The following is a 26,379-nucleotide window of genomic DNA, read 5'->3' as shown; positions in this document are numbered from 1 at the left end:
AGCTGATGCACCCGTGGTGGAGCGTTGCGCACACGGTCGCCTGCTTGGGAGAGAGGATCCCTGCGCCGCGGTGCCGGAAACCGGGAGCTTCAACTCTCGCAGCAGCGACCATGCCTCGCGAGCGTGTTCGATCTCGACGGGGTCTGATGCTGCCGAGCTCGATCTCGGGCTCACCCGAGATCGAGGAGAGACGAGCGATCCAACGGCGCCGAAACCGCGCTCGCGAGAGAGGTCTCGCCTGGCTCGCACAATCATGCGGCAGTGCGCGAGGCGGCGCGCCCTACGACCCCCGCCGCGCGAGCTGCGCCCGGGCCGCCTCCAGCACCTTCGCCGAGGTGAAGCCGAACTTCGTCTGCAGGTCCTTGATCGGCGCGGAGGAGCCGAAGGTGTGCATCCCCAGGATCACGCCGTCCCGGCCCGCGTAGCGGTCCCAGCCGATCACCGAACCCTGCTCGACGACCACCCGCGCCGTCACCGCCGGGGGCAGCACGCCGTCGCGATAGGCCGCGTCCTGCTGCTCGAACAGCTCCCAGGAGGGCATCGAGACGACCCGCACCCGCACGCCCTCGGCCTTCAGCGTCTCGTAGGCGCCGACGCAGAGCTGCACCTCGCTGCCGGTGCCGATCAGGATCAGCTCCGGCTCGCCCTCGCAATCGCCCAACACGTAGGCGCCCTTGGCGAGGCCCGAGGCCGGCGCGTAGACGGCCCGGTCGAAGGTCGGCAGCGGCTGGCGGCTCAGCGCGAGCACCGCCGGCTGGTGCCGGCTGCGCAGGATCACCCGGTACGCCTCCGCCACCTCGTTGGCGTCGGCCGGGCGGAGGGTGAGCAGGCCCGGGATCGCGCGCAGGGCCAGCAGGTGCTCCACCGGCTGGTGGGTCGGCCCGTCCTCGCCCACCCCGATCGAATCGTGCGTGAAGACGTGGAAGATCGGCAGTTCCATCAGCGCCGCGAGGCGGATCGGCGGGCGCATGTAGTCGGAGAAGACCAGGAAGGTCGCCCCGTAGGCGCGCAGGCCCACGAGGCCGAGCCCGTTCACGATCGATCCCATCGCGTGCTCGCGCACGCCGAAATGGATGTTGCGCCCGCCCGGCGTGAACGGCCCCAGCGCCTCCTCGCCGTCGAGCTTGGTCTTGTTGGAGGGCGCGAGGTCGGCCGAGCCGCCGAGCAGCCAGGGCAGCTTCGGGGCGATCGCGTTGAGCACCTTGCCGGAGGATTCGCGCGTGGCGAGGCCCTTGGCATCGGCCGGGAAGACCGGGATGTCGGCGTCCCAGCCCTCGGGCAGCTCGCCCCGCAGATAGGCGGTGACCTCACCGTGGAGCGTGGCATCCTCCCGCGCCACCTCCGCCATCAGGCTCTCCCACTCCGCCCGAAGGGCGGCGCCGCGCTCGCCGATGCCCGAGCGGAAGTTGTCGTAGACGCCGTCCGGCACGAGGAACTCCGCGTCCTCCGGCCAGCCATAGGCGCGCTTGGCGCCCTTGACCTCGTCGACGCCGAGGGCGTCGGAATGCGCCTTCGAGGTGCCCTGCTTGGTCGGGGCGCCGTAGCCGATCACCGAGTTCACGATGATCAGCGTCGGGCGGTCCTGCGATTGCAGGAAGGTCTCGATCGACCCGGCGAGCGCGTGCACGTCGTTGGCGTCGGCCACGCGCAGCACCTGCCAGCCATAGGCGAGGAAGCGGGTCGCCACCTCCTCGCTGAAGGCGAGGTCGGTGTGGCCCTCGATGGTGACCGTGTTCGAATCGTAGATCCAGCACAGGTTGGCGAGGCGCAGGTGCCCGGCGATCGAGGCCGCCTCGCCCGAGACGCCCTCCATCAGGTCGCCGTCGCTGCACAGGGCGTAGACGTTGAAGTCGAAGACCGGACGCTCGCCGTAGGCGAAGTGCTCGTTGAGGTAGCGGGCGCCCATCGCCATGCCGACCGAGTTCGCGACGCCCTGGCCGAGCGGGCCCGTCGTCACCTCGACGCCGGTGGTGAAGTGGTATTCGGGGTGGCCCGGCGTGCGGCTGTCGAGCTGGCGGAAGCGCTTGATGTCGTCGAGACTCACCGCGGGCGCGTTGGCGCCGTCCTTCTCCGCCACGCCCGCGAGGTGCAGGAGCGCGTAGAGCAGCATCGAGGCGTGGCCGACCGAGAGCACGAAGCGGTCGCGGTTCGGCCAGGTCGGGTGCGCCGGATCGTAGCGGAGGTAACGGTTCCAGAGCGTGAAGGCGACGGGCGCGAGCGCCATCGGGGCGCCGGCATGGCCCGAATTCGCCTTCTGCACCGCGTCGATCGTCAGCGTCCGGATCGTGTCGATGCTGCGCTGGTCGATCTCGCTGATGCCGGCCTTGGCGGCGGTGTCGGCTGCGCTCATGAGGGGGCCTCGCGTCGGGTTCCTGGGCAGGCGGTCAGGACGCCGCCTGCCGCTCGTCGCTGCGCTCCTTAGCGGGTCCGACCGCCCGACTGAAGTTCAGAAGCGTGTTGACGAGCGCGACGTGGCTGAAGGCCTGCGGAAAATTGCCGACCTGGCGCCCGGCGGCCGGGTCGTACTCCTCGGCCAGCAGGCCGACATCGTTGCAGATGCCGATCAGCCGCTCGATCAGCGCGCGCGCCTCCTCGCAACGACCGAGTGCAATGAGGTTATCTGCGTACCAGAAGCTGCAGGGCAGGAAGGCGCCCTCGCCGGCGGGCAGGCCGTCGGTGGTCTGATTCTCGGTGTCGTAGCGCAGCACGAAGCCGTCGCGCATGAGGTCCCGGCCGATCGCCTCGACGGTCCCCACCACCCGGGGATCGGAATGGGGCAGGAAGCCGACATGGCCGATCAGCAGCAGGCTCGCGTCGAGGTGCTTGGAGCCGTAGGATTGGACGAAGCTGTTGAGGTCGGGATCGAAACCCTTCTCGCAGACCTGCGCGTGGATCCGGTCGCGGACCGCGCACCAGCGCGCCGCCGTGGCGTCCCGGGTGCCGCCATTCGCGCGCTCGTAGAAGCGGACCGCCCGGTCGAAGGCCACCCAGGCCATGACCTTCGAGTGCACGAAATGCCGCCGGCCGCCGCGCACCTCCCAGATGCCCTCGTCGGGCTCCTCCCAGACCTTCTCCAGGTGGTCGAGGAGGGCGAGCCCGACCCGGGCGCCGTTGTCGTCGCCCTCCATGCCGCGCTCGGAGGCTTGGTAGAGGGCGTCGAAGATCTCCCCGTAGACGTCGAGCTGGAATTGCTGCGAGGCGGCGTTGCCGATCCGCACCGGCCGCGACCCTTCGTAGCCCGGCAGCCAGTCGAGCTCGATCTCGGGCAGCATCCGCTCGCCCGCGATGCCGTAGAGGATGCGCGCCTGTTCGGGGCTGCCCGCGACCGCGCGCAGCAGCCAGTCGCGCCACGCCCGCGCCTCGTCGAGATAGCCCGCATCCGTGAGGGCGAGGAGGGTGAAGGTCGAGTCGCGCAGCCAGCAGTAGCGGTAGTCCCAGTTGCGCACGCCCCCGATCGCCTCCGGCAGCGAGGTGGTGGGCGCCGCCACGATGCCGCCGGTCGGCGCGTAGATCAGCGCCTTGAGGGTGAGGAGGGAGCGCATCAGGATGTCGTCCCAGGGCGTGCCGCCCTGGCAGCGCCGCGACCAGGAGCGCCACGTATCGGTGGTGCGGCGCAGGACCCGCAACGGCTCGATCGGGCAGGGGTCGTCCTCGGCGGAGGAGCCGTAGCTCAGCACGAAGGTGACGCTCTGCCCCGCCTCCACGGTGAAGTCCGAGACGGTGGTGCGGCCGACCCCGCAGAGGGGCGCCCGGGTGCGCAGCACCACCTTGTGCGGCCCCACGATGGCCCGCAGGTCGCCGTGCTCGTTGCGCGACACCCAGGGCACCGCCGAGCCGTAATCGAAGCGGACCACGAGTTCCATCCGGACATCGACCGCCCCCTCGACGCCCTCGACGAGACGCACGAGGTGCAGGCCGTCGTCCGTCGGCATGTAGTCGGTCACCCGCAGGGTGCCGGTCTCGGTTTCGTGTGTCGTCTCCAGGACGAGGGTTCCGGGCCGGTAGCAGCGTGTGGTGCGGGTGACCGAGCCCGCCGGGGCGATCCGCCACCGGCCGTGCTCGGGCGTGCCGAGCAGGGCCGCGAAGCAGGCCGGCGCGTCGAAGCGCGGCCAGCACAGCCAGTCGACACTCCCATCCCGTCCGATCAGGGCGGCGCTCCGGCCGTCGCCCACCAGGGCGTAATCCTCGATCCGCGATGCCATGGACGCCCCTGGGGAAGGCCAAGGAGGGACAAGTAGGGGCGCCCTCCCGCCGGTCCAGTCACGGTGTCTCTGAGGTTCCGCTGGATGGCCCGGCGCTACGCGAACCGGCGTCGCCCAAGCGTGCGGAGCAGAGCTCCGCCGCGCAGCTTCCCGATACGCTCACCGCTCGATCAGCCGGAGCGCGTCTCAGGGCCGACTGTCGATCAGGTCCAGCATGGCGCTGCCGGCCTGCACGACGCCGTCGCCGAGCGCCACCACGGTGCGCACCACCTCGCGCCCGGTCCGGACGACGTGCGGGAGCCGCAGGCGGGGCTTGTCCTCCGGCGCGGGCGTCTGCGCAGGCGCGGGCGTGACCGGGGCGAGCGGGATCGGCGTCTGGGGCGGCGGTTCGGCCGCGGCGAAGCGCAGCGCGTCGGGCCGCGGCGGCGGCCGCACCCCCGCGAGAAGCGGGAGCGGCGCGCGATGGCGGCCGGCCTGCCGCCTCGCGGCCGGGCGGGGTTCGGCCTGCTGCTGCGCGAGCCGGTCGCGCGCGGGCAGCGTCGGCACCGGGTCGCAGGTCGGGCCGACGAGCGGGGCCGTCGGCGGAGCGGCAGCGAGGAGCGGGAAGTGCTCCTCGAATTCGAGCGGGAAGGGCGCCCGGAACCACCCCTCGCCCGAGGCGAGGGCGAGCGGGAACGGGTCGCTGGGCGGCAGCGGCGCCGGGACGGCGGCCTGACCGGCCGGCGAATGGGCGGGCGCGTCGCGCCAGTAGAGGGATCCCGCGGCGAGGCAGGCGATCACGGACAGGGTCGGGAGCAGCGGGAAGTAGCCGAGCGCGGTGCTCCCCCCGACCGCCGCGGTTCCCCGCCCGCCCTTGCGCAGGCCGCCGAACTCGCCCATGGGACGTGACCCTCCGTTCGCTGACCACCGCAATCAGCCCCGGTTTTGCGGCCGAAGCGGGGCCGGATCTTTGCGCGGGGGTTTCTTTTCGGTCGGCACTTGCGTCGAGTTCCGTTAGGACCGCGCCAGGCCGGAGCGTCCCCTCCCGGCCGACGAAGCCGGATCCGCTCCGGCCCGACACTTGCCTGCCCCGACCCGAATGCCCGCCCGCGTGACCGCCTCCCCCGTGCCTCCCCCCGAGCCGAGCCTGACCATCGCGGTCGTCGACCCGAGCCGCGCCCGCGCCGCCGTGCTGGAGGAGGGCCTGCGGGCCCTGGAGGGCGCCCGCGTGGTGGTCATCCCCGACACGGTCGACCTGTTCGACCGGCTCTCCGCCCTGGCCCCCGACGTCGTCGTCATCCACCTGGAGAGCCCGAGCCGCGACCTCCTCGAGCAGATGTTCGGCGTCTCCCGCCTCGTCGAGAAGCCGGTGGCGATGTTCGTGGACCGGACCGACGCGCCGATGATGCAGGCCGCCGTCGACGCGGGCATCTCCGCCTACATCGTGGACGGGCTCCAGGCCGACCGCATCAAGCCGATCATCGAGGTGGCGATCCTGCGCCACAACGCCTTCGCGCGGCTGCAGCGGGAACTCGCGGAGGCCCGCAACGAGCTCGCGGACCGCAAGCTCATCGACCGCGCCAAGGGCATCCTGATGAGCGCCAAGGGGCTCTCCGAGGACGAGGCCTACAAGCAGCTGCGGCGCAAGGCCATGAACGAGAAGCGCAAGATCGTCGACATCGCCCGCGCGATCGTGACAGCGGCGGACCTCCTCGGATGAGGCTGCAGATCGGATACGTGCCGCTCACGGACGCGGCCTGCCTCATCGCCATGGTGGAGGGGGGCTTCGCGGCGCGCGAGGGCCTGTCCGTCGACCTCGTGCCCGAGCCGTCCTGGGCCACCCTGCGCGACAAGCTGGCGCTCGGCCTGCTCGACGGCGCCCATTGTCTCGCGCCCCTCGCGCTCGCGAGCCACCTCGGCCTCAGCGGCCCGCCCGCGAGCCTGATCGCGCCGTCGGCCCTCGGTCGCCACGGCAACGCCGTGACCCTCTCGCTGTCCCTGTGGGAGGCGATGGCGCCGGCATCGGAGACGCTCGCGGATGTCGCCCGCGCCCTCGCCGCGGTGGCGCGGGCGCGGGCCGCGGAGGAGCGACCGCTCACCCTCGCGACGGTGCACCCCTTCTCCAGCCACACCTACCAGCTCCGGCGGCTGCTCGCGCGCGGCGGCGGCGACCTCGCGCAGGTGCGCGTCGTCGTCGTGCCGCCGCCCCGGACCGTCGAATCCCTGCGGCGCGGCCTGATCGACGGGTTCTGCGTCGGGGCACCCTGGAACAGCGTCGCGGTGGCGGCGGGGGTGGGGCGGATCGCCGCCCTCGGCGCCGACCTCGCGCCGGACGCGCCCGAGAAGGTGCTGGCCCTCCCGGCCGAGTCCGAGGAGAGGGTGCCGCCACTCCTGCGCGCGCTCCGCGGAGCGGCGCGCTGGTGCGGCGCCCCGGCCCACCACCCGGACCTCGCCCGGATGCTCGGCGATCCGCGCTACCTCGGCGTGCCGCCCGACCTCATCCTGCGGGCACTCGACGACCGCCGCGACGGCGGCGCCGTCTCGGACACCCCCACCTTCGGCGAGGACACGCTGGCCTTCGGCATGGACGCGGTCGACTGGATCCTGGCCGAGATGGCGGCGAGCGGGCAGTTCACCCCGACGCCCGCCGCCCGCGCCCAGGCCGCCGCGCTCGTCAGGCCCGATCTCCTGGCCGCACGGGACTGAGGCCGGCGGGCCGCCTGCCCGATTCCCGATCATCCCGCCGCGCAATTGTGCAGCGCAGCAGCCGGGCCGCGGCCGGGACCCGCTTCCCCCGGACGGGCCGCAAACCACTTCCGCGCAACGACAATCTTCCCGCCGCAGGTATCTGGCACGGGATCTGCTTCGAGTTGTTGGGTCCGTCAACGCTGACGGGTCGCAACCGTCAGCAAAGCCGCTGACCCAGGTCTCCGCATCCGCCCCTCCGACAGGGCCGCGGTCGAGCTTGGGCGGCGGTTTTTTTCGTTTCGGCAGGGCGCGTGGCGCGGATCGAGCAGGGAGCGGAGTCGGTGACGATCGGGATGGGTGACGGCGCGGCGCGCCGGGCCTCGGCGGCCTGAGGAGGGGTGCGATGCAGGAACGCCTCGTGGTGGTCGGCAACGGCATGGCCTCGCTCCGCTTCCTGGAGCGGCTGACCGCGCGCGACCGCGCGCCCTTCGCCGTGACCGTGGTGGGGGCCGAGCCGGTGGCGGCCTACAACCGGGTCCTGCTGTCCTCGCTGCTGGGCGGCGAGGTCGACGAGGCCGCTTGCACCTTCCGGGGCCTCGACTGGTACGCGGATCACGGCATTACCCTCGTCACCGGCGCGCCGGCCACTGCCATCGACCGGGCCGCCCGCACCGTGCGGGTCGGGGAGGGGCTCGTCCTGGACTACGACCGGCTCGTGCTGGCGGTGGGCTCGGTGCCGATCCGGCTTCCGAAGCCCGGCATGGACCGTCCGGGCGTGATCACCTTCCGGGACCTCGCCGACGTGGCGGCGATCCGCCGGGCCGCGACGGCGGGCGCGCGGGCGGTGGTGATCGGCGGCGGCCTGCTCGGGCTCGAAGCGGCGGTCGGCCTCGCCCGCCTCGGCGTCGACACGACGCTCCTCCACGTGATGGACCGGCTGATGGAGCGCCAGCTCGACCACGCGGCGGCCGACCTCGTGCGCCGGGCCATGGAGGCGCGCGGCGTGCGCGTGCTGCTGCAGGCGGACACCGCCGCGGTCGAGGGCGACGGGCGGGTCGAGGCGGTTCGCCTCGCGGATGGCCGCCTGCTGCCGGCCGACCTCGTGGTCATGTCCGTGGGCGTGCGGCCCGCGACGGCGCTCGCCGCGGCGGCGGGCCTCGCCGTCGGCCGCGGCATTCAGGTCGACGACCACATGACCACCTCGGACCCGGCAGTCTTCGCGCTCGGCGAATGCGCCGAGCATCGGGGCGTCACCTACGGGCTGGTCGAGCCCGCCTACGAGCAGGCCGAGGTGCTGGCGCGACATCTCGCGGGGGAGGCGGCGGCCTATGCCGGCACGTCCCTTGCGACGAGCCTGAAGGTCTCGGGCCTCCCGGTCTTCTCGGCAGGGCTCGTCGACGTGCCGGCCGGCGCCGAGGCCGTGACCTGGAGCGATCCGGCGGCGGGCCTCTACCGCAAGCTCGTGATCGCCGACAACCGGCTCGTGGGCGCGGTCTTCGTGGGCGACGTCGCCGAGCAGGCCTGGTGCAAGGCCCTGATCCGGTCGGGCGATCCGCTCGGCCGCGCCGATCGGGACGACCTGATGTTCGGGCGTCCCGTCCCCCAACCCCTCGCTGCGTGAAGGAGCGCTCGAATGGCCGACGACTTCGACGCCGAGCAGAAGCGGTACCTCGAAGGGTTCGCGACCGGCATCCAGGCGGTGCGCATGACCGGCGGCCTCGGCCTCGGGGGCGCCGCCTCGCCCGCCGCCGAGCCCACGGGACCCGACGCGATCCACATCAAGGCGCAGGACAAGGTCACCAAGGCCGGCGGGAAGCTCTCCGAGCAGGAGAAGTGGAAGCGCGCCGAGAACCCCTTCGACGGCCACAACCGCCTGATCGCCGAGGCCGAGACCGGCAAGGCGCCGAAGCCCGAAGACAATTTCCGCTGGCGCTACCACGGCCTGTTCTGGGTCGCGCCGGCGCAGAATTCCTACATGTGCCGCCTGCGCATCCCGAACGGGATCCTGCAGCACTGGCAGTTCGCCGGCATCGCCGACCTCGCGGACGCCCATGGTGGCGGCTACAGCCACGTCACCACGCGGGCGAACCTGCAGGTGCGCGAGATCGCGCCGGAGCACGGCCAGCCCTTCCTGGACGGGCTCGTCGATCTCGGCCTCACCGCCCGCGGGGCCGGGGCGGACAACATCCGCAACGTCACCGGTTCGCCCACCGCCGGCATCGACGCCCAGGAGATCCTGGATACGCGGCCCCTCGCCAAGTCCTGGCACAACTGGATCCTCAACGACCGCTCGCTCTACGGCCTGCCGCGCAAGTTCAACGTGGCCTTCGACGGCGGCGGCGTGCTGCCAGTGCTGGAGGAGACCAACGACATCGGCTTTCAGGCGGTCGAGGTCACGGAGGGCGCCGCGGTCGAGCCGGGCATCTGGATGCGCCTCGTGCTCGGCGGCATCACCGGCCACCGGGACATCGCCCGCGACACCGGCGTGGTGCTGCGGCCGAAGGAGTGCAACCTCGTCGCCGACGCGATCCTGCGCGTCTTCATCGAGAACGGCGACCGCACCAACCGCAACAAGTCGCGGATGAAGTACGTCCTCGATGCCTGGGGCTTCGACAAGTACCTCGCCGCCGTGGAGGAGAAGCTCGGGCGCAAGCTCGACCGGGTCGACCCCGCCCACATCAAGCCCCGCGGCGGCTTCGACCGTTACGCTCATGTCGGCGTGCACGCGCAGAAACAGGCCGGGCTGAACTGGATCGGCGTCGTCCTGCCGGTTGGAAAGATGACCACCGACCAGATGCGGGCGCTCGCGGAGATCGCCCGCGATTGCGGCGACGGGCTGATCCGGCTCACGGTCTGGCAGAACTTCCTGTTCTCCGGCGTTCCGGACGCCCGGGTGGCGGAGGTGGAGGCGCGCGTGGCGGCCCTCGGCCTCACCACGCGGGCGTCGAGCATCCGCGCCGGGCTCGTCGCCTGCACGGGCAACCGCGGCTGCAAATTCGCGGCCTCGGACACGAAGGGCCACGCCCTGATGATCGCCGACCACGTCGAGGCGCGGGTGCAGGACCTCGACGTGCCGGTGAACCTCCACCTGACCGGCTGCCATCATTCCTGCGCGCAGCACTACATCGGCGATATCGGCCTGATCGGCGCCAAGGTGGTGGTGAGCGAGGAGGGCGACACCGTCGAGGGCTACGACATCGTGGTCGGCGGCGGCTTCGGCGAGGCGGCGAAGATCGGCACCGAGATCTGGAAGGCCGTGAAGGCCGAGGATTGCCCGGGCCGCGTCGAGCTGCTGCTGCGCGACTACCTCGCTCACCGGACCGGGCCGCAGGAGAGTTTCCAGGCCTTCACCGCCCGCCGCGGGCCCGACGCGCTCAAGGGCCTCGCCGAGGCCCGGATGCTGGAGGCGGCGGAGTAGCCGCGCGCGACACCGCTGGACGCTCCCATCACCCTGCCATCATGACTTCCTCCCCTTTTCCGGACAAGAGCAGCGCCAGCGGAAGGAGATCCGGAAACCAGCGAATGAATCGCCGCGAAGCGGCTCCGAATGCCAGCACCGTTGCAGACGAACGGACGCTTCTCGGAGTCCTTTGCTGGTTTCCGGATCTCCTTCCGCTGACGCTCCAGTCGTCAGGAAAAGGGGAGGAGGCCGAGGGATCATCCTCTTTTTGTCGCGCCTGAAAACCCAATCCCAGACTCCTCCCCGAAAGCGGGAGGGGCCGCCGCTTCGAGAGACACGGCACGCTCCTCATGACCCAGCACGTCACGCCCCCCCTCGTCCTGATTCCCGAGAGCGCTCCCTTCAACGCCGACCAGCGCGCGTGGCTCTCGGGCTACTTCGCGGCCCTGCTCGGGCCGGCCATCGAGGGCGCCACCGCGCTCGGCGCCGGTGAAGGGCCCTCCGGCCCGGCGCTCGCCGACAACGGCGACGCGCCCTGGCACGACCCGTCGCTTGCCCTCGACGACCGCATGGCGATGGCCAAGGACCGCTCGGAGCCGCAGAAGCTGATGGCCGCCATGGCCCAGCAGGATTGCGGGCAGTGCGGCTACAATTGCGCCGACTACGCCAACGCGATCTTCCTCAGGAAGGAGGAGCGCCTGAACCTCTGCCAGCCCGGAGGCAAGGATACCCTCCGGATGCTCAAGAAGCTGGAGGCGGAGTTCGGCACGGCGGCGCCGGCGGGTGCGGGGGCCTCGGCGGCGGAGGATGCCCCCGCGATGGCCGGGCCGTCCGGCCCCTACGGCCTTTGCCGCGAGAACCCGGCCGAGGCCGTGTTCCTCTCCCGTCGGCGCCTCAACGCGCCGGGCGGCGAGAAGGAGACCTGGCACATCGAGATCGATCTCGCCGGAACCGGCATCGAGTACGTGGTCGGGGATTCGCTCGGCCTGTTCCCGGCCAACGCCCCGGCCCTCGTCGACACGGTGATCGCCGAACTCGGCACCCGGCCCGAGCGGGTGATCGCCACCAAGCTCGGCGAGAAGACCCTGCGCGACCACCTCCTCACCAACTACGCGCTCGGCGCCGCGCCGGACGGGCTGTTCCAGCTCCTGTCGCTCCTGACCTCCGGGGCGGCCCGCAAGAAGGCGCAGGCCCTCGCGGCCGGGGAGGATCCGGACGGCGACCTCGCCTATCTCGACGTGCTGGCGGCGCTCCACAAGTTCCCCGCGGCGCGGCCCGACGCGGAGGTCTTCCTCGAAGCCCTCGACGAGCTGCAGCCGCGGCTCTACTCGATCTCGTCGAGCCCCAAGGCCGATCCGGGCCGGGTCTCGCTCACCGTCGACGCGGTGCGCTACAGCCACCGCTCGCGGCTGCGCCTCGGCGTCGCCTCCACCCATCTCGGCGAGCGCTTGGCCGAGACGTCCAAGGTCAAGGTCTATCTCCAGAAGGCGCACGGGTTCGGCCTGCCGGAGAAGCCCGACACGCCGATCATCATGGTGGGGCCCGGCACCGGCATCGCGCCGTTCCGCGCCTTCCTGCGGGAGCGCGCCGCCACCAAGGCGCCGGGCAAGAACTGGCTGTTCTTCGGCCATCAGCGGCAGGCCTCCGACTTCTTCTACAGGGACGAACTCAACGGCCTGAAGGATGCGGGCATCCTGACCCGCCTGTCGCTTGCGTGGTCCCGGGACGGGGGCGAGAAGACCTACGTCCAGGACCGCATGCGCGAGAACGGCCGCGAGCTGTGGCGTTGGCTGGAGGAGGGCGCGCATTTCTACGTCTGCGGGGACGCCAAGCGCATGGCAAAGGACGTGGAGCGCGCGATCATCGATGTCGCCGCCAAGGAGGGCGGGCGCAGCCCCGACGACGCGGTGGCGTATCTCGCCGGGCTGAAGAAGGCCGGCCGCTACCAGGCCGACGTGTACTGACAACTTCCCCCGCAGACGGCATGGCTGTCCGGGAAAAATTCATGGCCCGTGAGAACGCGCCCTGGTCTCCGGAAAGCGCTCATCCAACAAGAAACCCCACCAATCCAGCACGCGCGGGATCCCCTCTCCCACTCGGGAGAGGGGAGAGGTGCCTCACATCTTTCCGGACAGCCCTCCGGAGAGGGAGCGGGTGAGGATGGGTCCACCACCCGGCTCGCCGCTTGCATCACCGACATCCATCCCCGTTGGAGCGGGCATCCCATGAACCTCCACGTCGCCGACATCTCTCGACTGCCCGCGCCGGTGCGGACGACCTGCCCGTATTGCGGCGTCGGCTGCGGGGTGCTGGCGCGGCCCGACGGGCTTGGGGGCGCCAGCGTCGAGGGCGATCCCGAGCATCCGGCGAATTTCGGCCGTCTCTGCTCCAAGGGCTCGGCGCTGGGGGAGACGCTCTCGCTCGACGACCGCGTCCTGCACCCGGCCATCGCGGGTGAGCGCGTGAGCTGGGACCGAGCCCTCGATGAGGTCGCGGCCCGCTTCGCGCGGATCGCCGCCGAGCACGGGCCGGAGGCGATCGCCTTCTACCTCTCGGGGCAGCTCCTCACCGAGGATTACTACGTCGCCAACAAGCTCGCGAAGGGCTTCATCGGCACGCCGCACGTCGACACCAATTCGCGCCTGTGCATGTCCTCGTCGGTGGCCGCGCATCGGCGGGCCTTCGGCTCCGACACCGTGCCGGGATGCTACGAGGATCTCGACGAGGCCGACCTCATCGTGCTCGTCGGCTCGAACGCGGCCTGGTGCCACCCGATCCTGTTTCGCCGCATGCTCGACGCCCGGGCCCAGCGCGGCACCCGAATCGTGGCGATCGATCCCCGCCGGACCCAGACCGGCGAGGAGGCGGACCTGTTCCTCGGGCTTCGGCCCGGCAGCGACGCCGCCCTGTTCTCCGGCCTCTTGGTGCACTTGGCGGAATCGGGCGCGATCGATGACCGCTTCGTCGCCGACCACACGGCCGGGTTCGACGCAACCCTCGACCGCGCGCGGATCATCGCGCCCGACATCGCCGCGACGGCCGCGCTGACGGGGCTCGGCGAGGACGAGGTCCGCACCTTCTTCGACCTGTTCCGGTCGACGCCGCGCGTCGTCACCGCCTTTTCCCAGGGCGTGAACCAATCCGCGCAAGGGACCGACAAGGCGAACGCGATCATCAATTGCCATCTCGCCTCAGGCCGCATCGGCCGGCCCGGGATGGGGCCGTTCTCGCTGACCGGCCAGCCCAACGCCATGGGCGGGCGCGAGGTCGGCGGCCTCGCCAACATGCTGGCCGCCCACATGCACTTCACGCCGGAGGAGGTCGACCTCGTCCGCCGCTTCTGGGGGGCGCCGCGCATCATCACCGGCGAGGGCCTCAAGGCCGTGTCGATGTTCGAGGCGATCGAGCGGGGCAAGATCAAGGCCCTCTGGGTGATGGGCACCAACCCGGCGGTCTCGATGCCCCGCGCCGACCGGGTGCGCGCGGCCCTGCGCGGCCTCGACACGCTGGTGATCGCGGAGGCGGTCTCCACCACCGACACGCTCAAGGCCCGGCCGGACGCGATCGTGCTCCCGGCGCTGGCCTGGGGCGAGAAGGACGGCACGGTGACCAATTCCGAGCGCCGCATCTCCCGGCAGCGGCGCTTCCTCAAGCCGCCCGGCGAGGCGCGGGCCGATTGGTGGATGCTCGCCGAGGTCGGTCGGCGCCTCGGCCATCGTGCGGCCTTCGCCTGGCCGAACGTCGCGGCGGTGTTCCGCGAGCATGCGGGGCTGTCCGGCTTCGAGAATGCGGGCAGCCGCGACTTCGACCTGTCCGGCCTCGCCGAGATCCCGGATGCCGCCTACGAGGCGGCCAAGCCCGTTCAGTGGCCGCTGCCGCGCAAGGCCAAGGCCGGCCAGGCGCGGCTCTTCGCCGACGGGCGCTTCTTCACCCGCGACCGGCGCGCGCGATTCGTCGCCGTGCAGAAACCCTCGCTCGCCGATCCGACGAGCGAGGCCTTCCCGCTGCGCCTCAATACCGGGCGCGTGCGCGACCACTGGCACACTCTGACCCGCACGGGGAAGAGCCCGCGGCTCTCCGCGCACCGGGCGGTGCCCTTCGTGGAGATCCACCCGGACGACGCCGCGCGGGCCGGGCTCGCGGAGGGCGACCTCGCCCGCGTGACCACGCCCCACGGCGCGGCCGTGCTGGAGGTGACGGTGCAGCCCGGCGCGCTGCCCGGCGTGTTGTTCGCGCCGATGCACTGGAGCGAGGCGACCTCCTCCTCGGGCCGGGTCGGCGCGCTAGCGCAGGGGGCGGTCGATCCGGTCTCCGGCCAGCCGGAGCTGAAGGCGACCCCGGCCGCCATCGCGCCCGCGCCGATGCGGTCGCGCGGCTTCCTGATCACCCGGGACCCGGTCGCACCGCCGGAAACGTGGTGGTGGGCACGCGCCGCGATCGAGGGCGGGTCGGGGCTGATCGTCGCGACCAACGACGGCCCTGAGGAGGCCGCGCCCCTGATGCGCCGCCTGTTCCCGGATGCGGCGTTCAGCGAATTCGCGGACCCGGCCCGCGGGATCTACCGGGCAGCGGCCTTCCTGGAGGGGCGGCTCGTCGGCGCCCTCGCCCTCGCCCCGGCCGCTGAACGGCCGTCCTTCGAGGCGGCCAAGGCCTTCTTCCGCACGCAGGAACTGCTGGAGCCGGCGGCCCGCCGGGCGCTGATCTCCGGGCGCGCCGAGAGCGGCGGGGCGGGGCCGCTGGTCTGCGCCTGCCACAGCGTCGGGCAGGACGTCATCACCGGCACCATCGCGGGCGGGGCGCACAGCGTCGAGGCGGTGGGCGCCGCCTGCAAGGCCGGCACGAATTGCGGCTCGTGCATCCCTGAGATCCGCAAGCTGCTGGCGGCCGAACTTGCACCGAGCGCGTCGTGAGCGCATCGTTTCCCACCCTCCGTCCCGTATAAATGCCGATGAGTTCCCCCCGTCTTCCCCGCGACACGCGCTCCCCCGGCCTCGAACCCCTCGCGGTGCTGCCGGTCTTCGTGACGCTGCACGGCAAGCGGGCGGTGCTCGCCGGCGCCAATGGCGGCGCGGCCTGGAAGGTCAAGCTGCTGGCCGCGGCGGGGGCCCATGTCGACGTGTTCGCGCCCGACCCCACGGACGAGATGCGCGCCGCGCCGGCCGAGGCGGTGGCCGGGCGCATCGTCCTGCACGCGCGCGAGTGGAGCCCGGCCGACCTCGACGGCGCCGCCTTCGCAATCGCGGCCTACGAGGACGAGGGCGCGTGCGCCTGCTTCGTCGCGGCGGCGCGGCAGGCCGGCGCCATCGTGAACGCGATCGACCGGCCGCATCTCTGCGACGTGTCCTTCGGGGCGATCGTCAACCGCTCCCCGCTCGTCGTCGGCATCTCGACGGAGGGCGCCGCCCCGGTCTTCGGCCAGAATGTGCGGGCGCGGATCGAGGCGATGCTGCCGGCCGGGTTCAAGGCTTGGGTGGGCGCGGCGCGGGATTGGCGGGCCGCGGTGAGCGCCCGCTACCACGCCTTCGCGGAGCGGCGCGCCTTCTGGGAGCGCTTCACCGACCGCGCCTTCGCGGAGCCCGACAGGGCGCCGACGCGCGCCGACCTCGACGACCTGATGGCGGAGGCGGATGCCGGCCCGCGCGGCGGCGCGGTCGTGCTGGTGGGCGCCGGACCCGGGGACGCGGAACTCCTCACCCTCAAGGCTCTGCGGGCCCTGCGCAGCGCCGACGTGATCCTCTACGACGACCTCGTCGCGCCGGAGATCCTGGATTACGCGCGGCGCGAGGCCCGCACGATGCTCGTCGGCAAGACCGGCCACGGTCCCTCCTGCCGCCAGGACGACATCAACGCCCTGATGGTGAGCCTGGCCAAGTCCGGCAAGCGGGTGGTGCGGCTGAAGGCGGGCGATCCCCTGGTCTTCGGACGGGCCGGCGAGGAGATCGACGCCTGCCGGGCGGCGGGCGTGCCGGTCTCGGTGGTGCCGGGCGTGACGGCCGCGCAGGGCGCGGCGGCCTCCCTGGGGATCTCGCTCACGCACCGCGACGCGGCGCGGCGCCTGCAATACGTGACCGGTCACGACCGGCGCGGCGCCCTGCCGGAGGATCTCAACTGGTCGGCGCTGGGCGATTCCTCGGTCACCACCGTGATCTACATGCCCAAGCGCACCCTGGGCGCGCTGCTGGAGCGGGCCGTGGCGGAGGGGCTGGGGCCGGACACGCCGGCGCTGGCGGTGTTCAACGCCACGCGGGCCGAGCAGCGGGTCGTGCGGGGCACGGCCGCGACCCTCGCGGCCGAGGTCGCGGCGAGCGGCGCCGAGGGTCCGGCGATCGTCATGGTCGGAGACGCGCTCGGGCGCGGCGCGCAGGCGCTGGTCGACGAGGCCGTGACGTCCCTCGGCCTGCAGGCCGGCTGAGCCCCCCCTCGCGCCGACCGGTCGCACCCGGCGGGGCGGCGGCGGGGAAACATCGGAGTCCCGCGGCAGGTTGGTGCCGGCGGTTCGCCGCCCCACGCAGCCCCGAGGGAGATCCCCATGGACCGCCGTCTCGCGCTCACCGCGCTCGCCTCCGCCGTCGCCCTGCCGTCCCTCACCCGCGCGACCCGCGCCCAGAATGCGCCGAGTTCGGCCTCGGAAGCGACCGGCAATGCCGGCGCCCGCATCGGCGAGGCGGAGGCCAAGTACATCGCCGACACGCTCGCCGCCGGCGCCCTCTCCCTCGCGTCGAGCCGCATGGCGCGTGAGAAGGCCCGGGACGACGACGTGAAGGAATTCGCCGGCTTCGAGGTGGCCGAGCAGGAGACGATCGCGGACATCCTGAAGGCGATGCGCGATCAGGGAACACCGGCAACCGGGCAGGTGAAGCCGCCCTCCGCGGCGGAGGTGACCGGCCAGATCGACGCCAAGGGCAAGTCGACGCTGGACACGCTCCAGCAGGCCAAGGCCGGCGCCGCCTTCGACCGCGACTACGTCCGCGGCCAGGTCGAGGGGCACCAGGCGCTCCTCAGGATTCAGGAGAGCTATCTCGGCTCCGGCAAGGATCGCGAGACCCTCGCCGTCGCCAAGCTCGCCCGGGGGCAGATCAAGGAGCACCTGACGCTGCTCGCGGATATCGAGCACGACCTGAAGGACTGAGTGCCGACAGGCCGTCGGAGCCGGCGGTCCCCGCCGGCTCAGCGCCGCTCGTAGAGCAGCCGCGCCCGGATCGTGCCCTCGAGCTGCCGGATCTCCTCCAGCAGCAATTCGGCATCGCCGTCCACGGCGTCGGTCTCGATCACCACGTAACCGACCTCGCCGTCGGTCTGGTAGAACTGCGCCGCGATGTTGATGCCCTGGCGCGCGAAGACGTCGTTGAGGCGCCGCAGCATGCCCGGGATGTTGCGCTGGACGTGGATGTAGCGGGTGCCGAGCGGCCGCGCCGCGAGCTGGACCTGCGGGAAGTTCACGGCGCCGAAGGTCGAGCCGATATCCGAGTAGTCGACGAGCTTGCGCGCCACCTCGGCGCCGATGCGCTCCTGCGCCTCCTCGGTCGAGCCGCCCACATGCGGCGTGAGGATCACGTTCTCCAGGCCCTGCAGGGGCGAGGTGAAGCGCTCGCTGTTCGATTTCGGCTCGACCGGGAAGACGTCGACCGCCGCGCCGCGCAGGTGACCGTCGCGCAGGGCGCCCGCGAGCGCGTCGAGGTCCACCACCGTGCCGCGGCTGTTGTTGATCAGGTAGGCGCCGGGCTTCATCGCCCGGATCTGCGCCTCCCCGATCATGTTGTGGGTGGCGGGCGTCTCCGGCACGTGCAGGGAGACCACGTCGCTCTGCCGGAGCAGGTCGTCGAGCGTGTCGACGGGCTCGGTGTTGCCGTGGCGCAGGCGGTCGGTGAGGTCGTGGAAGATCACCCGCATGCCCATTGCCTCGGCGAGGTTCGAGAGCTGCGAGCCGATATTCCCGTAGCCGACGATGCCGAGCGTCTTGCCGCGCACCTCGAAGGAATTCGCCGCCGACTTGTCCCAGCCGCCCTGATGGGCCGAGACCGAGCGCGGCACGATGCGGCGCAGCAGCATCACGATCTCGCCGATGACGAGTTCGGCCACCGAGCGGGTGTTGGAGAAGGGCGCGTTGAAGACCGGGATGCCGCGCCGGCGCGCCGCATCGAGGTCGACCTGATTGGTCCCGACCGAGAAGCACCCCACCGCGATCAGCCGGTCGGCCGCCTCGAAGGCGGCCTCGTCGAGCTGCGTGCGCGAGCGGATGCCGAGGATGTGCGTGCCCTTGAGCGCCTCGCGCAGGTCGGCCGGATCGAGGGCCTTGGTCAGCCGCGTGACGTTGCTGTAGCCGGCCGCGTTCAGCAGCGTCACGCCGCTGTCATTGATGCCTTCGAGGAGAAGGACGCGGATCTTGTCCTTGGGCAAGGAGAGCTTGTCGGCCATCGGGATCGTCTCGTCGGGCGCGGTGCTTGCGCCGAGGAGCGATAGGGAAGGCGGAACCCAGGCGCAACAGGCGCTCGCCCCGCGCAGGCCTGGCCTGCGCCCGGGGCGGGGCGACGGCCTGCCGTCTTGCACCGCGTGCGGCCGCGTGCTGTGCGGGCGGCCTGCGTCGCGCGAGGCCCCGCCATGCCCCTGTCTCCCTCCGTCCGCCGTGCGGCGGTCCCACTCATCGTCTTCGTCCTGGGCTTGGCGGCGCTCGGCATCGCCGCCGCCACGATGCTCGGCCGGCCCGCCGCCGTGGGGGGAAGCGCGGTCGGGGGACCCTTCGCGCTGGTCGATCAGAACGGCAAGACGGTCACCGACAAGGATACGGCCGGGCGCGCCCATCTCGTGTTCTTCGGCTTCACCCATTGTCCGGATGTCTGCCCGACCACGCTGCAGCAGATCTCGGACGTGCTGGCCGCCCTCGGCCCGAAGGGACGCGACGTGAAGGCGCTGTTCATCACGGTCGATCCCGAGCGCGACACGCCGGCGGCGCTCAAGGACTACCTGGCGAGCTTCGACCCGCGCATCGTCGGGCTGACCGGTGCGCCGGACGAGGTCGCACGCACGCTCAAGGCCTACCGCGTCTACAGCCGCAAGGTCCCGCTCAAGGAGGGCGATTACACGATGGAGCACACTGCGCTCGTCTACATCATGGATGCGCAGAACAGCTTCGTCGGCTCGCTCAACCTGATGCGGCCGGCCGCCGAGGCCGCCGCGGACGTGGCCCGCCAGCTCTGACCGGGGGCGGCGCGAGGGCGCCGCTGCGCGAGGTGCGGGCGAGCCCGTGCTCCGTCTTGTTCCACCGGGACGGCGCGCGCAGCAGTTCCGCGAGGCCGAGCCAAGCCGCGACGCTGACGAGGCCGTAGTAGAGCGGCAGCAGGGCGATCCAGGGCAGGAGGTTCGGCCAGCCGCGGCGCAGGCACCCGAGCGCGGCGGGAAGCGCCAGGGCCGCCATGCCGACCACCAGAACCTCGATGCCGAGCGCCGCCGCCAGGTTCGCCCAGAAGCTCGTTTCGGCGTGAATGGGTCCCAGGAGGAAGCGCCAGGCCGCGACAGCGAGCATCAGCGGATAGAAGAGCAGCGCCGAGATCACGGTCCCGGGGATCAGGGCGATCGCCGCCAGGGTCTCGACCGCGCCGAGCGCCCGCGCGGTGGCGAGCGGGTGGCGGCTATGCGTGATCGCGGTCTGGAGGAAGCCCTTCATCCAGCGCGTGCGCTGGCGCAGCCAGGGCCGCAGGCGGCTCGGCGCTTCCTCGAAGGTGGAGAGCGGCAGGTCGCCGACCTGATATCCGGCCAGGGCCAACCGCAGGCCGAGATCCGCGTCCTCCGTGACGTTCCAGGCGTCCCAGCCGTGCAGGGAGCGCAGCACCGGCGTGCGGAAATGCGTCGTTGTCCCGCCGAGCGGCACCGGGAGTCGCCACGCCGTGAGCGCGGGGATCAGCACGTCGAACAAGGCGGCGTATTCGAGAGCGAAGCAGCGGGTCAGCCACGAATCGGCGGCGTTGTCGACGACCAGCCGGCCCTGCAGACAAGCGATGCGGGTCGAGGAGGACGCGAAGATCGCTGCGGCCCGGCGCAGCTGGCCGGGATCCGGCACGTCCTCCGCGTCGTAGACGGCGAGGTAGGTGCCGCGGGCGAGGGGAAGCGCGATGTTGAGCGCCCGCGGCTTCGTCCGCGGCTCCCCGGCCGGCGCGACCAGGACCTCGATCCAGGCGGGAAGCCCCGCCGCGGCGAGGGCGGCGGCGGTCTGGGGATCGTCCTCCTCCAGGATCAGCTTCACGTCGAGCTTCGGCCGGGGGTAGTCGAGGCGGGCCAGAGCGGCCAGCAGGCGGGGCACTACCGCCGCCTCCCGGTGGAGCGCCACCAGAACCGTGTAGACAGGCAGGTCGGAATCGGCGGCGCGGGGAACCGCCGGCATGGTCGGCGGCGGGACGAGGGCTGCCGCGAGCCGGAACACCGTCATGCTGAGGAACAGCAGGTTGAGCCCGCTCGCGACCACCGCCTGGATGAGGAGCGAGGCGTCCCACAGCAGCGGCACGCAGGCGACGGCGAGGCCGACCGCGAGGCCGTGCCCGGAGGAGATGCCGGGGCGGTACGCCCATTCGGGGGCGTTGCGGTCGAGGGTCTCGGCGCCGTAGAGCGCCGCGCCGGCCGTCCTCATGCGCATCACCGCCTGCCGCAGCCGCGTCGGGGAGGTGATGGCGGCCGGCCGGCCGGGATGCAGGCCGTGCCGGAGCAGGGCCGCGACGGCGCGCCCCTCGGGCGCCAGCACCACGGCGTTCGGCTCCTCGGGCCGGAGGGGCGCCGCACCGGCGAGCAGGCTCTCGGGAAAGCGGGTGCTCGGGTCGAGGGGAAGGTCGTCGGCCAGGAACGGCCGATCGAGGGCGCGGGCGAGGGCCCGGTAATAGGCCTCCTCGCTCATCAGGCCGCCGCGGATGATCGCGGTGGTACCGTCCGTGCCGGTCTCGCGCGCGAGACGCAATGCCTGCGTGAGGATGTCGGGACGCACGCCCTGCCAGAGCAGCATGGCGAGATCGACGGGAGGATCGGGAGGCGGTGCCTGCGCGGCCCCTCTCTCGACCGGTCCCATGGACTCCCGGGGACGTTGGAACATGCTACAGGAGGACCATGGCCCTTCGCCGAACCGACCTCGACGCCCCGCCGGACCCGATGCCCTGTCGTAGCCGCTCGGTCCGCATGACGCAAGGGAACAGGGCGCATCGGGTCGTCCTGGCGATGCTGCTATGCCTCGCGTCCCCGGCCGGACGGGCCGCCGACGGGGTGACGATCCCGAATTTCTGGAATCCCCGGGCGCGCCTGGAGCGGCCGGAACCGCCGCAGACCAGCCGGCCGGTGCGGTTCCTCACCGACGACGAGTACCCGCCCTTCCACTTCGCCGGGCCGGACGGGAACCCGACCGGCTTCGTGGTCGAACTCGCCCGCGCGGCTTGCGAGAAGCTCAATCTTACCTGCACGGTGCAGTCGCGCCGCTTCGACACGCTCCTCGACGCGCTGTCGGCCAAGGAGGGGGACGTGGTGGCGGCGGCGATCCCGCTGACCCCCGCGCTGCGGGCGAATTTCCTGGCGACGCGCCCCTTCTTCCGCTGGCCGGCGCGCTTCGCGGTCCGCACCGACCGCGCGCTGCCGCCCCCCGACGGGAAGGCGCTCGCGGGGCACGGGGTCGGCGCCGTCTCGGGCACCGCCCACGCCGCCTACCTCAGGGCGTTCTTCCAGGTTGCGCCGCGCGAATTCCCCGATCTCGGCTCGGCCGAGGCGGCGCTGAAGCGGGGCGAGATCGACTACCTCTTCGCCGACGGCGTGGCGCTGGCCCTCTGGCTCGGCGGCGTCGATGCCGGGAATTGCTGCGCCTTCTCGGGCGGCGACTACCTGGAGAACCGCTACTTCGGCGAGGGCATGGGCCTCGTCACCCGCAAGGAGGACGAGGTGCTGGCGCGCGCCCTCGACGATGCGGTCCAGCGGCTGTGGGACGACGGGAAATACGCCGAACTCTACCTGCGCTTCTTCCCGGTCAGCCCGTTCTGAAGTCCGCACCCGCGGCGCGAGCCGACCGACCGGCGGCCGCATGCCCCATGACGAGGATCCGATGACCGAGACGCTGCGGCTGTACTACGCCCCGGGCGCCTGCTCGCTGGCGCCCCACATCGCCCTCGAGGAGACCGGCGCACCCTTCGAGGCGGTCCGCGTGGATTTCGCGGTCGGCGAGCAGCGCTCCCCCGCCTACCTGGCGATCAACCAGAAGGGACGGGTTCCGGCCCTCGCCGAGGGCGGCTGGGTCCTCACCGAGAACCCGGCGATCCTGCGCTCCATCGCGCGGCGCTTCCCGGAGGCCGGCCTCTGGCCGGAGGATCCGCGGGAGGAGGGGCGCTGCGCCGAGTGGCTGGCCTGGCTCTCCTCCTCGGTCCACGTCGCCTACGCGCATGTGCGGCGCGCCGAGCGCTACGCGAGCGACGAAGCCGCGCTCGCGGACGTGCAGGCGCGGGGCCGGGAGAGCTGCTTCGACCTCTGGACGATGATCGAGGTCGGGGTCTCGCGCGGCGGGTGGGCGCTCGGCGAGCGCTACAGCGTGGTTGATCCCTACCTGCTCGTGTTCTGGCACTGGGGCCGCGGGCCGGCGCTCGGCTACGAGATGGACCGGCTGTTCCCGTACTGGACGGCCCATGCCCGCCGGATGGCCGGGCGCGAGGCGGTGCGCCGCGCCTTCGCGCGGGAGGGATTGTCCCTGCCGCAAGAGGGCCGGCCCTGACTGAAAGGCTCTCGCGCGGTGTTGTCGTTCAGGCAAGATGTGTAGCAGCCAGTCTCGGAGGGGATCGCGCGGAATCCTCTCGCGCGTGCGGGCTCATACATTCCTAATTCGCGGGATGAAGTGCGGGTTTCTCCTCTCTGCGCGTGCGGAGAGAGGGCTGCGGACCCCTCATTGGGTCCGCAGCGAGGCCGAGTTGGCGCGAAATGGATGATCGTTCCGATCGACCAGACTTCGAGCGGATCCGTTGTCGCTCAGGCGCACCCGCTGCGCGATCGCTCGCAGGGCATCAGAAGGCTCAATCGACGCCGATGGAGCTGAAAACCGGTCGATTTCATCCAGTCAAGTCATGGTGAGCCACAGCTTCAAACCCGACGCATGGCAACAAAACCACCTCCTCATGCTGAGGTGCGACCGAAGGGAGCCTCTGGCGGGCCGCAGGCCCGCACGCACCCCAGAACAGCATATCCAACGCACTCTTCCCTTGTATTGACGGTCGGGAGTGCTTCGAGGCTGCTGCGCAGCACCTCAGCATGAGGAGTGTTGCGTTTTCCGGAAGCGTTCAGCTGATGAAATGGCTGCAAACAGATGTGTGCATCCGGTCGCCGCACACGGGAAGAGGGCATGCGCACGCCGCGATGCGTCGATCGGCGCGCTTCTGCGGAAGATGGCATCCGCAGCCGATCCGAGGGACCACGTTCGAGGGGCAAATCACCCCCGGAACGCGTCCTCCCGGGCCAGATAGGCGGTCTCCTCAGGCGTGTTCGCCCGCCCGAGAACCGCGTTGCGGTGCGGGAAGCGGCCGAAGCGCTGGATCAGCGCCCGGTGCTCGCGCGCGGCCGCGAGGTGGTCGGGGTCGCCCAGGGCCGCGAAGAGAGCGAGGCTGCGCTCCTGCAGCGCCGGATCCTCCGCATGCATGAAGGGCATATAGAGGAAGACGCGCAGCGCCGGCTCCACCGCCTCGTCGAAGCCCCGGTCGAGGGCTCGCGCGGCGGCCTCCCGCGCCAATGGGTCGGTGGCGTAGGCGCGGGGGCTGCCGCGAAACAAGTTGCGGGGGAACTGGTCGAGAAGCAGCACCAGCGCCAGGGCGCCCGCTGGCTGCGTCTCCCAGGCGGCGAGGTCGCCGCGCGCCCCGGCCTCGTGCGCGCCGAGGAAGCCGCGGCAGGCAGCATCGAAATCGGGAACTGCCGCGAACCAGCGCTCCCGCCCGGCCTGCCGCCAGAACGCCACCACCTCGTCGGGACCCGGTTCGCCCACGGCTCCTGCCTCCTCGGTGATCGGTCCCGGATCGCCGCCCCCGGCACCGCACCGCCAAGTCTTCGCGAGACGCGCACCCGCTCCGCGCAGAGGCCGCCGCAATGCCTATTCCCTGCGGCGAGGCGCCCCGCTAAAAGCCGCCGGATCGCACGGCCGCTCCAGCGCCCGGAGCGTCCCATCACCTCCACCAACTCGCACAAGGGGGAGCCGCCATGCGGGTCTATTACGATCGCGACGCCGACATCAATCTGATCAAGGGCAAGAAGGTCGTCATCGTCGGATACGGCAGCCAGGGCCACGCCCACGCGCTCAACCTGCGCGATTCCGGCGTCAAGGACATCGTCATCGCCCTGCGCAAGGGCTCGGCGAGCGCCAAGAAGGCCGAGGCGGAGGGCTTCAAGGTCATGGAGGTCGCCGATGCGGCGGCCCAGGCCGACGTGGTCATGATGCTCACCCCCGACGAGCTGCAGGGCGACATCTACCGCGAGTCCCTGCACGGCCAGATGAAGCAGGGCGCGGCGCTGCTGTTCGCGCACGGCCTGAACGTCCACTTCAACCTGATCGAGCCGCGGGCCGACCTCGACGTGCTGATGGTCGCCCCGAAGGGCCCCGGCCACACCGTGCGCTCGGAATACCTGCGCGGGGGCGGCGTGCCGACCCTGATCGCCATCGCGCAGGACGCCTCGGGCAACGCGCACGATCTCGGCCTGTCCTACGCCTCGGCGAATGGCGGCGGGCGCGCCGGCATCATCGAGACGACCTTCAAGGAGGAGTGCGAGACCGATCTGTTCGGCGAGCAGGTCGTGCTCTGCGGCGGCCTCGTCGAGCTGATCAAGGCCGGCTTCGAGACCCTGGTCGAGGCGGGCTACGCCCCCGAGATGGCCTATTTCGAGTGCCTTCACGAGGTGAAGCTGATCGTCGACCTCATCTACGAGGGCGGCATCGCCAACATGAACTACTCGATCTCGAACACCGCCGAGTACGGCGAGTACGTGACCGGTCCGCGGATCATCACGCCCGAGACCAAGGCCGAGATGAAGCGGGTCCTGACCGACATCCAGTCGGGCACCTTCACCCGGAACTGGATGCTGGAAAACCGGGTCAACCAGACCTCGTTCAAGGCCACCCGCGCCCGCAACGCCGCCCATCCGATCGAGGAGGTCGGCGAGCGCCTGCGCGGCATGATGCCGTGGATCAAGGAGAAGGCGCTGGTCGACAAGTCGAAGAACTGAGCGACCGAGTTCCGTTCGCGACCCTAGGCCGGTCCCGCCTCGCGGCGGGGCCGGCTTTTTTGCGCCGTGACACCGTGAGGGCCACTTGGCCTAAGTTCCGGTTGCTCCCGCCGGCCCGGACGGTGAGGGTGGCGCTCCGCCCCGCCGCCCGCGGGAGACAGCATGACGGGAGGTACGGGATGGGCTCGCTCTACGCCCCGGCGCACCGCGCCCTACAGGAGGAATTCGGGACCGCACGCCTCGCCGAGCGCCTCGACACCGACCACGTGCACGAGGCCATTCTGCCCGAGGAGAAGGCGTTCATCGAGGGGCGGGACATGCTGTTCCTCTCGACCGTGGATCCCGACGGGAACCCGACCGTGTCCTACAAGGGCGGCGCGCCCGGCTTCGTGCGCGTCCTCGACGCGCACACGCTGGTCTTCCCGGGTTATGACGGGAACGGGATGTTCTACTCGATGGGCAACATCGCCGCGCAGGCGCGGGTCGGCCTGTTGTTCATCGACTTCGAGACGCCGCACCGCCTGCGCGTCCAGGGCAGCGCCCGGCTGGAGCGCGAGGGCGCGCTGCTGTCGGCCTATCCGGAGGCGAGATACCTCGTCCGCGTCGCGGTCGCGAAGGTGTGGGTGAACTGCCCGCGCTACGTTCATCCCTACCGCAAGGTGGCCGAGTCCCGCTACGTGCCGCGAGCCGATCGCGAGACCCCGCTCGCGGTCTGGAAACGCCTCGACATGCTGCAGGACGTCCTCGCCGAGCCCGACGCCTCCCGCGCCCGCGCGGAGGGCGTGATCGACGTCGAGGACTACACGGCCCGTCTGCTGCGCGGCGAGGCCTGACCTGGCCGGCGGAGCCATGCGACGCCCGTCGTGCGGCCGCGGACCCGACCTCGCGCCGATCCGATCCTTC

General features: G+C 71.8%; 19 protein-coding genes. 13 read left to right on the top strand and 6 right to left on the bottom strand.

What is annotated here, in order from left to right:
• Nucleotides 1-280: 280 nt before the first annotated feature.
• From tkt to ACW9J6_RS05110, 3 genes are all read right to left on the bottom strand, one after another.
• Nucleotides 281-2,350: a transketolase gene (tkt, locus tag ACW9J6_RS05120; protein ID WP_457115363.1), complete on the bottom strand. Its 2,070-nt coding sequence runs from the start codon at nucleotides 2,348-2,350 to the stop codon at nucleotides 281-283.
• Between the two features lie 34 nt (nucleotides 2,351-2,384).
• On the bottom strand, nucleotides 2,385-4,202 hold the full coding sequence (locus ACW9J6_RS05115; RefSeq protein ID WP_457115362.1) for a glycoside hydrolase family 15 protein: 1,818 nt from the start codon (nucleotides 4,200-4,202) through the stop codon (nucleotides 2,385-2,387).
• Nucleotides 4,203-4,388: 186 nt separating this feature from the next.
• Entirely contained in the window at nucleotides 4,389-5,081 is a 693-nt protein-coding gene (locus ACW9J6_RS05110; RefSeq protein ID WP_457115361.1) for a hypothetical protein, read from the bottom strand.
• A gap of 211 nt (nucleotides 5,082-5,292) precedes the next feature.
• On the opposite strand from ACW9J6_RS05110, the gene ACW9J6_RS05105 reads away from it, so the two are divergent.
• From ACW9J6_RS05105 to ACW9J6_RS05070, 8 genes are all read left to right on the top strand, one after another.
• Nucleotides 5,293-5,901 carry an ANTAR domain-containing response regulator gene (locus ACW9J6_RS05105; protein ID WP_457115360.1) on the top strand — a complete coding sequence of 203 codons (609 nt, stop codon included), beginning with the start codon at nucleotides 5,293-5,295 and terminating at the stop codon, nucleotides 5,899-5,901.
• Nucleotides 5,898-6,887 (top strand): CmpA/NrtA family ABC transporter substrate-binding protein, encoded by a 990-nt coding sequence (locus ACW9J6_RS05100; RefSeq protein ID WP_457115359.1) that lies wholly within the window; start codon nucleotides 5,898-5,900, stop codon nucleotides 6,885-6,887. Before ACW9J6_RS05105 ends, ACW9J6_RS05100 begins: the two co-directional genes overlap by 4 nt.
• Before the next feature lie 385 nt (nucleotides 6,888-7,272).
• Entirely contained in the window at nucleotides 7,273-8,490 is a 1,218-nt protein-coding gene (locus ACW9J6_RS05095; protein ID WP_457115358.1) for an NAD(P)/FAD-dependent oxidoreductase, read from the top strand.
• A gap of 12 nt (nucleotides 8,491-8,502) precedes the next feature.
• Entirely contained in the window at nucleotides 8,503-10,287 is a 1,785-nt protein-coding gene (locus ACW9J6_RS05090; protein WP_457115357.1) for a NirA family protein, read from the top strand.
• A gap of 332 nt (nucleotides 10,288-10,619) precedes the next feature.
• Entirely contained in the window at nucleotides 10,620-12,233 is a 1,614-nt protein-coding gene (locus tag ACW9J6_RS05085) for a sulfite reductase subunit alpha (RefSeq protein ID WP_457115356.1), read from the top strand.
• 261 nt (nucleotides 12,234-12,494) lie between these two features.
• A complete protein-coding gene (locus ACW9J6_RS05080; protein WP_457115355.1) occupies nucleotides 12,495-15,179 on the top strand; it encodes a nitrate reductase in 2,685 nt (894 codons plus the stop codon).
• Nucleotides 15,180-15,217: 38 nt separating this feature from the next.
• Nucleotides 15,218-16,681: a siroheme synthase CysG gene (cysG, locus tag ACW9J6_RS05075; RefSeq protein WP_457115354.1), complete on the top strand. Its 1,464-nt coding sequence runs from the start codon at nucleotides 15,218-15,220 to the stop codon at nucleotides 16,679-16,681.
• A gap of 117 nt (nucleotides 16,682-16,798) precedes the next feature.
• On the top strand, nucleotides 16,799-17,398 hold the full coding sequence (locus ACW9J6_RS05070) for a DUF4142 domain-containing protein (RefSeq protein WP_457115353.1): 600 nt from the start codon (nucleotides 16,799-16,801) through the stop codon (nucleotides 17,396-17,398).
• A gap of 38 nt (nucleotides 17,399-17,436) precedes the next feature.
• On the opposite strand, the gene serA is transcribed toward ACW9J6_RS05070, so the two are convergent.
• Nucleotides 17,437-18,684, bottom strand: a complete 1,248-nt coding sequence (gene serA, locus ACW9J6_RS05065; protein WP_457115352.1) for a phosphoglycerate dehydrogenase — start codon at nucleotides 18,682-18,684, stop codon at nucleotides 17,437-17,439.
• A 183-nt stretch (nucleotides 18,685-18,867) separates the two neighbouring features.
• Between serA and ACW9J6_RS05060 the strand changes: the two genes are divergently transcribed.
• Complete coding sequence (locus ACW9J6_RS05060) at nucleotides 18,868-19,464, top strand: SCO family protein (protein ID WP_457115351.1); 597 nt, start codon at nucleotides 18,868-18,870, stop codon at nucleotides 19,462-19,464.
• Here the strand turns inward: ACW9J6_RS05060 and ACW9J6_RS05055 are convergent.
• Complete coding sequence (locus ACW9J6_RS05055) at nucleotides 19,409-21,316, bottom strand: glycosyltransferase family 2 protein (protein WP_457115350.1); 1,908 nt, start codon at nucleotides 21,314-21,316, stop codon at nucleotides 19,409-19,411. The two genes, ACW9J6_RS05060 and ACW9J6_RS05055, sit on opposite strands and share 56 nt — an antisense overlap.
• 107 nt (nucleotides 21,317-21,423) lie before the next feature.
• Here ACW9J6_RS05055 and ACW9J6_RS05050 point away from each other — a divergent pair, with 107 nt between their 5' ends.
• Together ACW9J6_RS05050 and ACW9J6_RS05045 are read left to right on the top strand one after the other, a co-directional pair.
• Nucleotides 21,424-22,269 carry a transporter substrate-binding domain-containing protein gene (locus ACW9J6_RS05050; protein ID WP_457115459.1) on the top strand — a complete coding sequence of 282 codons (846 nt, stop codon included), beginning with the start codon at nucleotides 21,424-21,426 and terminating at the stop codon, nucleotides 22,267-22,269.
• A 61-nt stretch (nucleotides 22,270-22,330) separates the two neighbouring features.
• Nucleotides 22,331-22,990, top strand: coding sequence for a glutathione S-transferase family protein (locus tag ACW9J6_RS05045; RefSeq protein ID WP_457115349.1), 660 nt, complete (start codon nucleotides 22,331-22,333; stop codon nucleotides 22,988-22,990).
• Nucleotides 22,991-23,698: 708 nt separating this feature from the next.
• Here the strand turns inward: ACW9J6_RS05045 and ACW9J6_RS05040 are convergent.
• Nucleotides 23,699-24,244 carry a DUF924 family protein gene (locus ACW9J6_RS05040; RefSeq protein ID WP_457115348.1) on the bottom strand — a complete coding sequence of 182 codons (546 nt, stop codon included), beginning with the start codon at nucleotides 24,242-24,244 and terminating at the stop codon, nucleotides 23,699-23,701.
• Between the two features lie 212 nt (nucleotides 24,245-24,456).
• Between ACW9J6_RS05040 and ilvC the strand changes: the two genes are divergently transcribed.
• Together ilvC and ACW9J6_RS05030 are read left to right on the top strand one after the other, a co-directional pair.
• Nucleotides 24,457-25,476, top strand: a complete 1,020-nt coding sequence (gene ilvC / locus ACW9J6_RS05035) for a ketol-acid reductoisomerase (RefSeq protein WP_457115347.1) — start codon at nucleotides 24,457-24,459, stop codon at nucleotides 25,474-25,476.
• A 179-nt stretch (nucleotides 25,477-25,655) separates the two neighbouring features.
• Nucleotides 25,656-26,309, top strand: a complete 654-nt coding sequence (locus ACW9J6_RS05030) for a pyridoxamine 5'-phosphate oxidase family protein (RefSeq protein ID WP_457115346.1) — start codon at nucleotides 25,656-25,658, stop codon at nucleotides 26,307-26,309.
• Nucleotides 26,310-26,379 lie beyond the last annotated feature (70 nt).

The organism is Methylobacterium sp. JK268 (assembly GCF_054052225.1).
Note: the sequence above shows the minus strand (reverse complement) of the source record. Positions and strands in the feature narration are given on the sequence as shown.

What these genes read in the sequence shown, in the direction of transcription:
- ACW9J6_RS05060 (WP_457115351.1), top strand. Translation starts at nt 18,868, where the DNA reads ATGCCCCTGTCTCCCTCCGTCCGCCGTGCGGCGGTCCCACTCATCGTC.
- tkt (WP_457115363.1), bottom strand. Translation starts at nt 2,350, where the DNA reads ATGAGCGCAGCCGACACCGCCGCCAAGGCCGGCATCAGCGAGATCGAC.
- cysG (WP_457115354.1), top strand. Translation starts at nt 15,218, where the DNA reads ATGAGTTCCCCCCGTCTTCCCCGCGACACGCGCTCCCCCGGCCTCGAA.
- ACW9J6_RS05095 (WP_457115358.1), top strand. Translation starts at nt 7,273, where the DNA reads ATGCAGGAACGCCTCGTGGTGGTCGGCAACGGCATGGCCTCGCTCCGC.
- ACW9J6_RS05070 (WP_457115353.1), top strand. Translation starts at nt 16,799, where the DNA reads ATGGACCGCCGTCTCGCGCTCACCGCGCTCGCCTCCGCCGTCGCCCTG.
- ACW9J6_RS05100 (WP_457115359.1), top strand. Translation starts at nt 5,898, where the DNA reads ATGAGGCTGCAGATCGGATACGTGCCGCTCACGGACGCGGCCTGCCTC.
- ACW9J6_RS05110 (WP_457115361.1), bottom strand. Translation starts at nt 5,081, where the DNA reads ATGGGCGAGTTCGGCGGCCTGCGCAAGGGCGGGCGGGGAACCGCGGCG.
- ACW9J6_RS05045 (WP_457115349.1), top strand. Translation starts at nt 22,331, where the DNA reads ATGACCGAGACGCTGCGGCTGTACTACGCCCCGGGCGCCTGCTCGCTG.
- ACW9J6_RS05030 (WP_457115346.1), top strand. Translation starts at nt 25,656, where the DNA reads ATGGGCTCGCTCTACGCCCCGGCGCACCGCGCCCTACAGGAGGAATTC.
- ACW9J6_RS05080 (WP_457115355.1), top strand. Translation starts at nt 12,495, where the DNA reads ATGAACCTCCACGTCGCCGACATCTCTCGACTGCCCGCGCCGGTGCGG.
- ACW9J6_RS05085 (WP_457115356.1), top strand. Translation starts at nt 10,620, where the DNA reads ATGACCCAGCACGTCACGCCCCCCCTCGTCCTGATTCCCGAGAGCGCT.
- ilvC (WP_457115347.1), top strand. Translation starts at nt 24,457, where the DNA reads ATGCGGGTCTATTACGATCGCGACGCCGACATCAATCTGATCAAGGGC.
- serA (WP_457115352.1), bottom strand. Translation starts at nt 18,684, where the DNA reads ATGGCCGACAAGCTCTCCTTGCCCAAGGACAAGATCCGCGTCCTTCTC.
- ACW9J6_RS05115 (WP_457115362.1), bottom strand. Translation starts at nt 4,202, where the DNA reads ATGGCATCGCGGATCGAGGATTACGCCCTGGTGGGCGACGGCCGGAGC.
- ACW9J6_RS05055 (WP_457115350.1), bottom strand. Translation starts at nt 21,316, where the DNA reads ATGGGACCGGTCGAGAGAGGGGCCGCGCAGGCACCGCCTCCCGATCCT.
- ACW9J6_RS05050 (WP_457115459.1), top strand. Translation starts at nt 21,424, where the DNA reads ATGACGCAAGGGAACAGGGCGCATCGGGTCGTCCTGGCGATGCTGCTA.
- ACW9J6_RS05090 (WP_457115357.1), top strand. Translation starts at nt 8,503, where the DNA reads ATGGCCGACGACTTCGACGCCGAGCAGAAGCGGTACCTCGAAGGGTTC.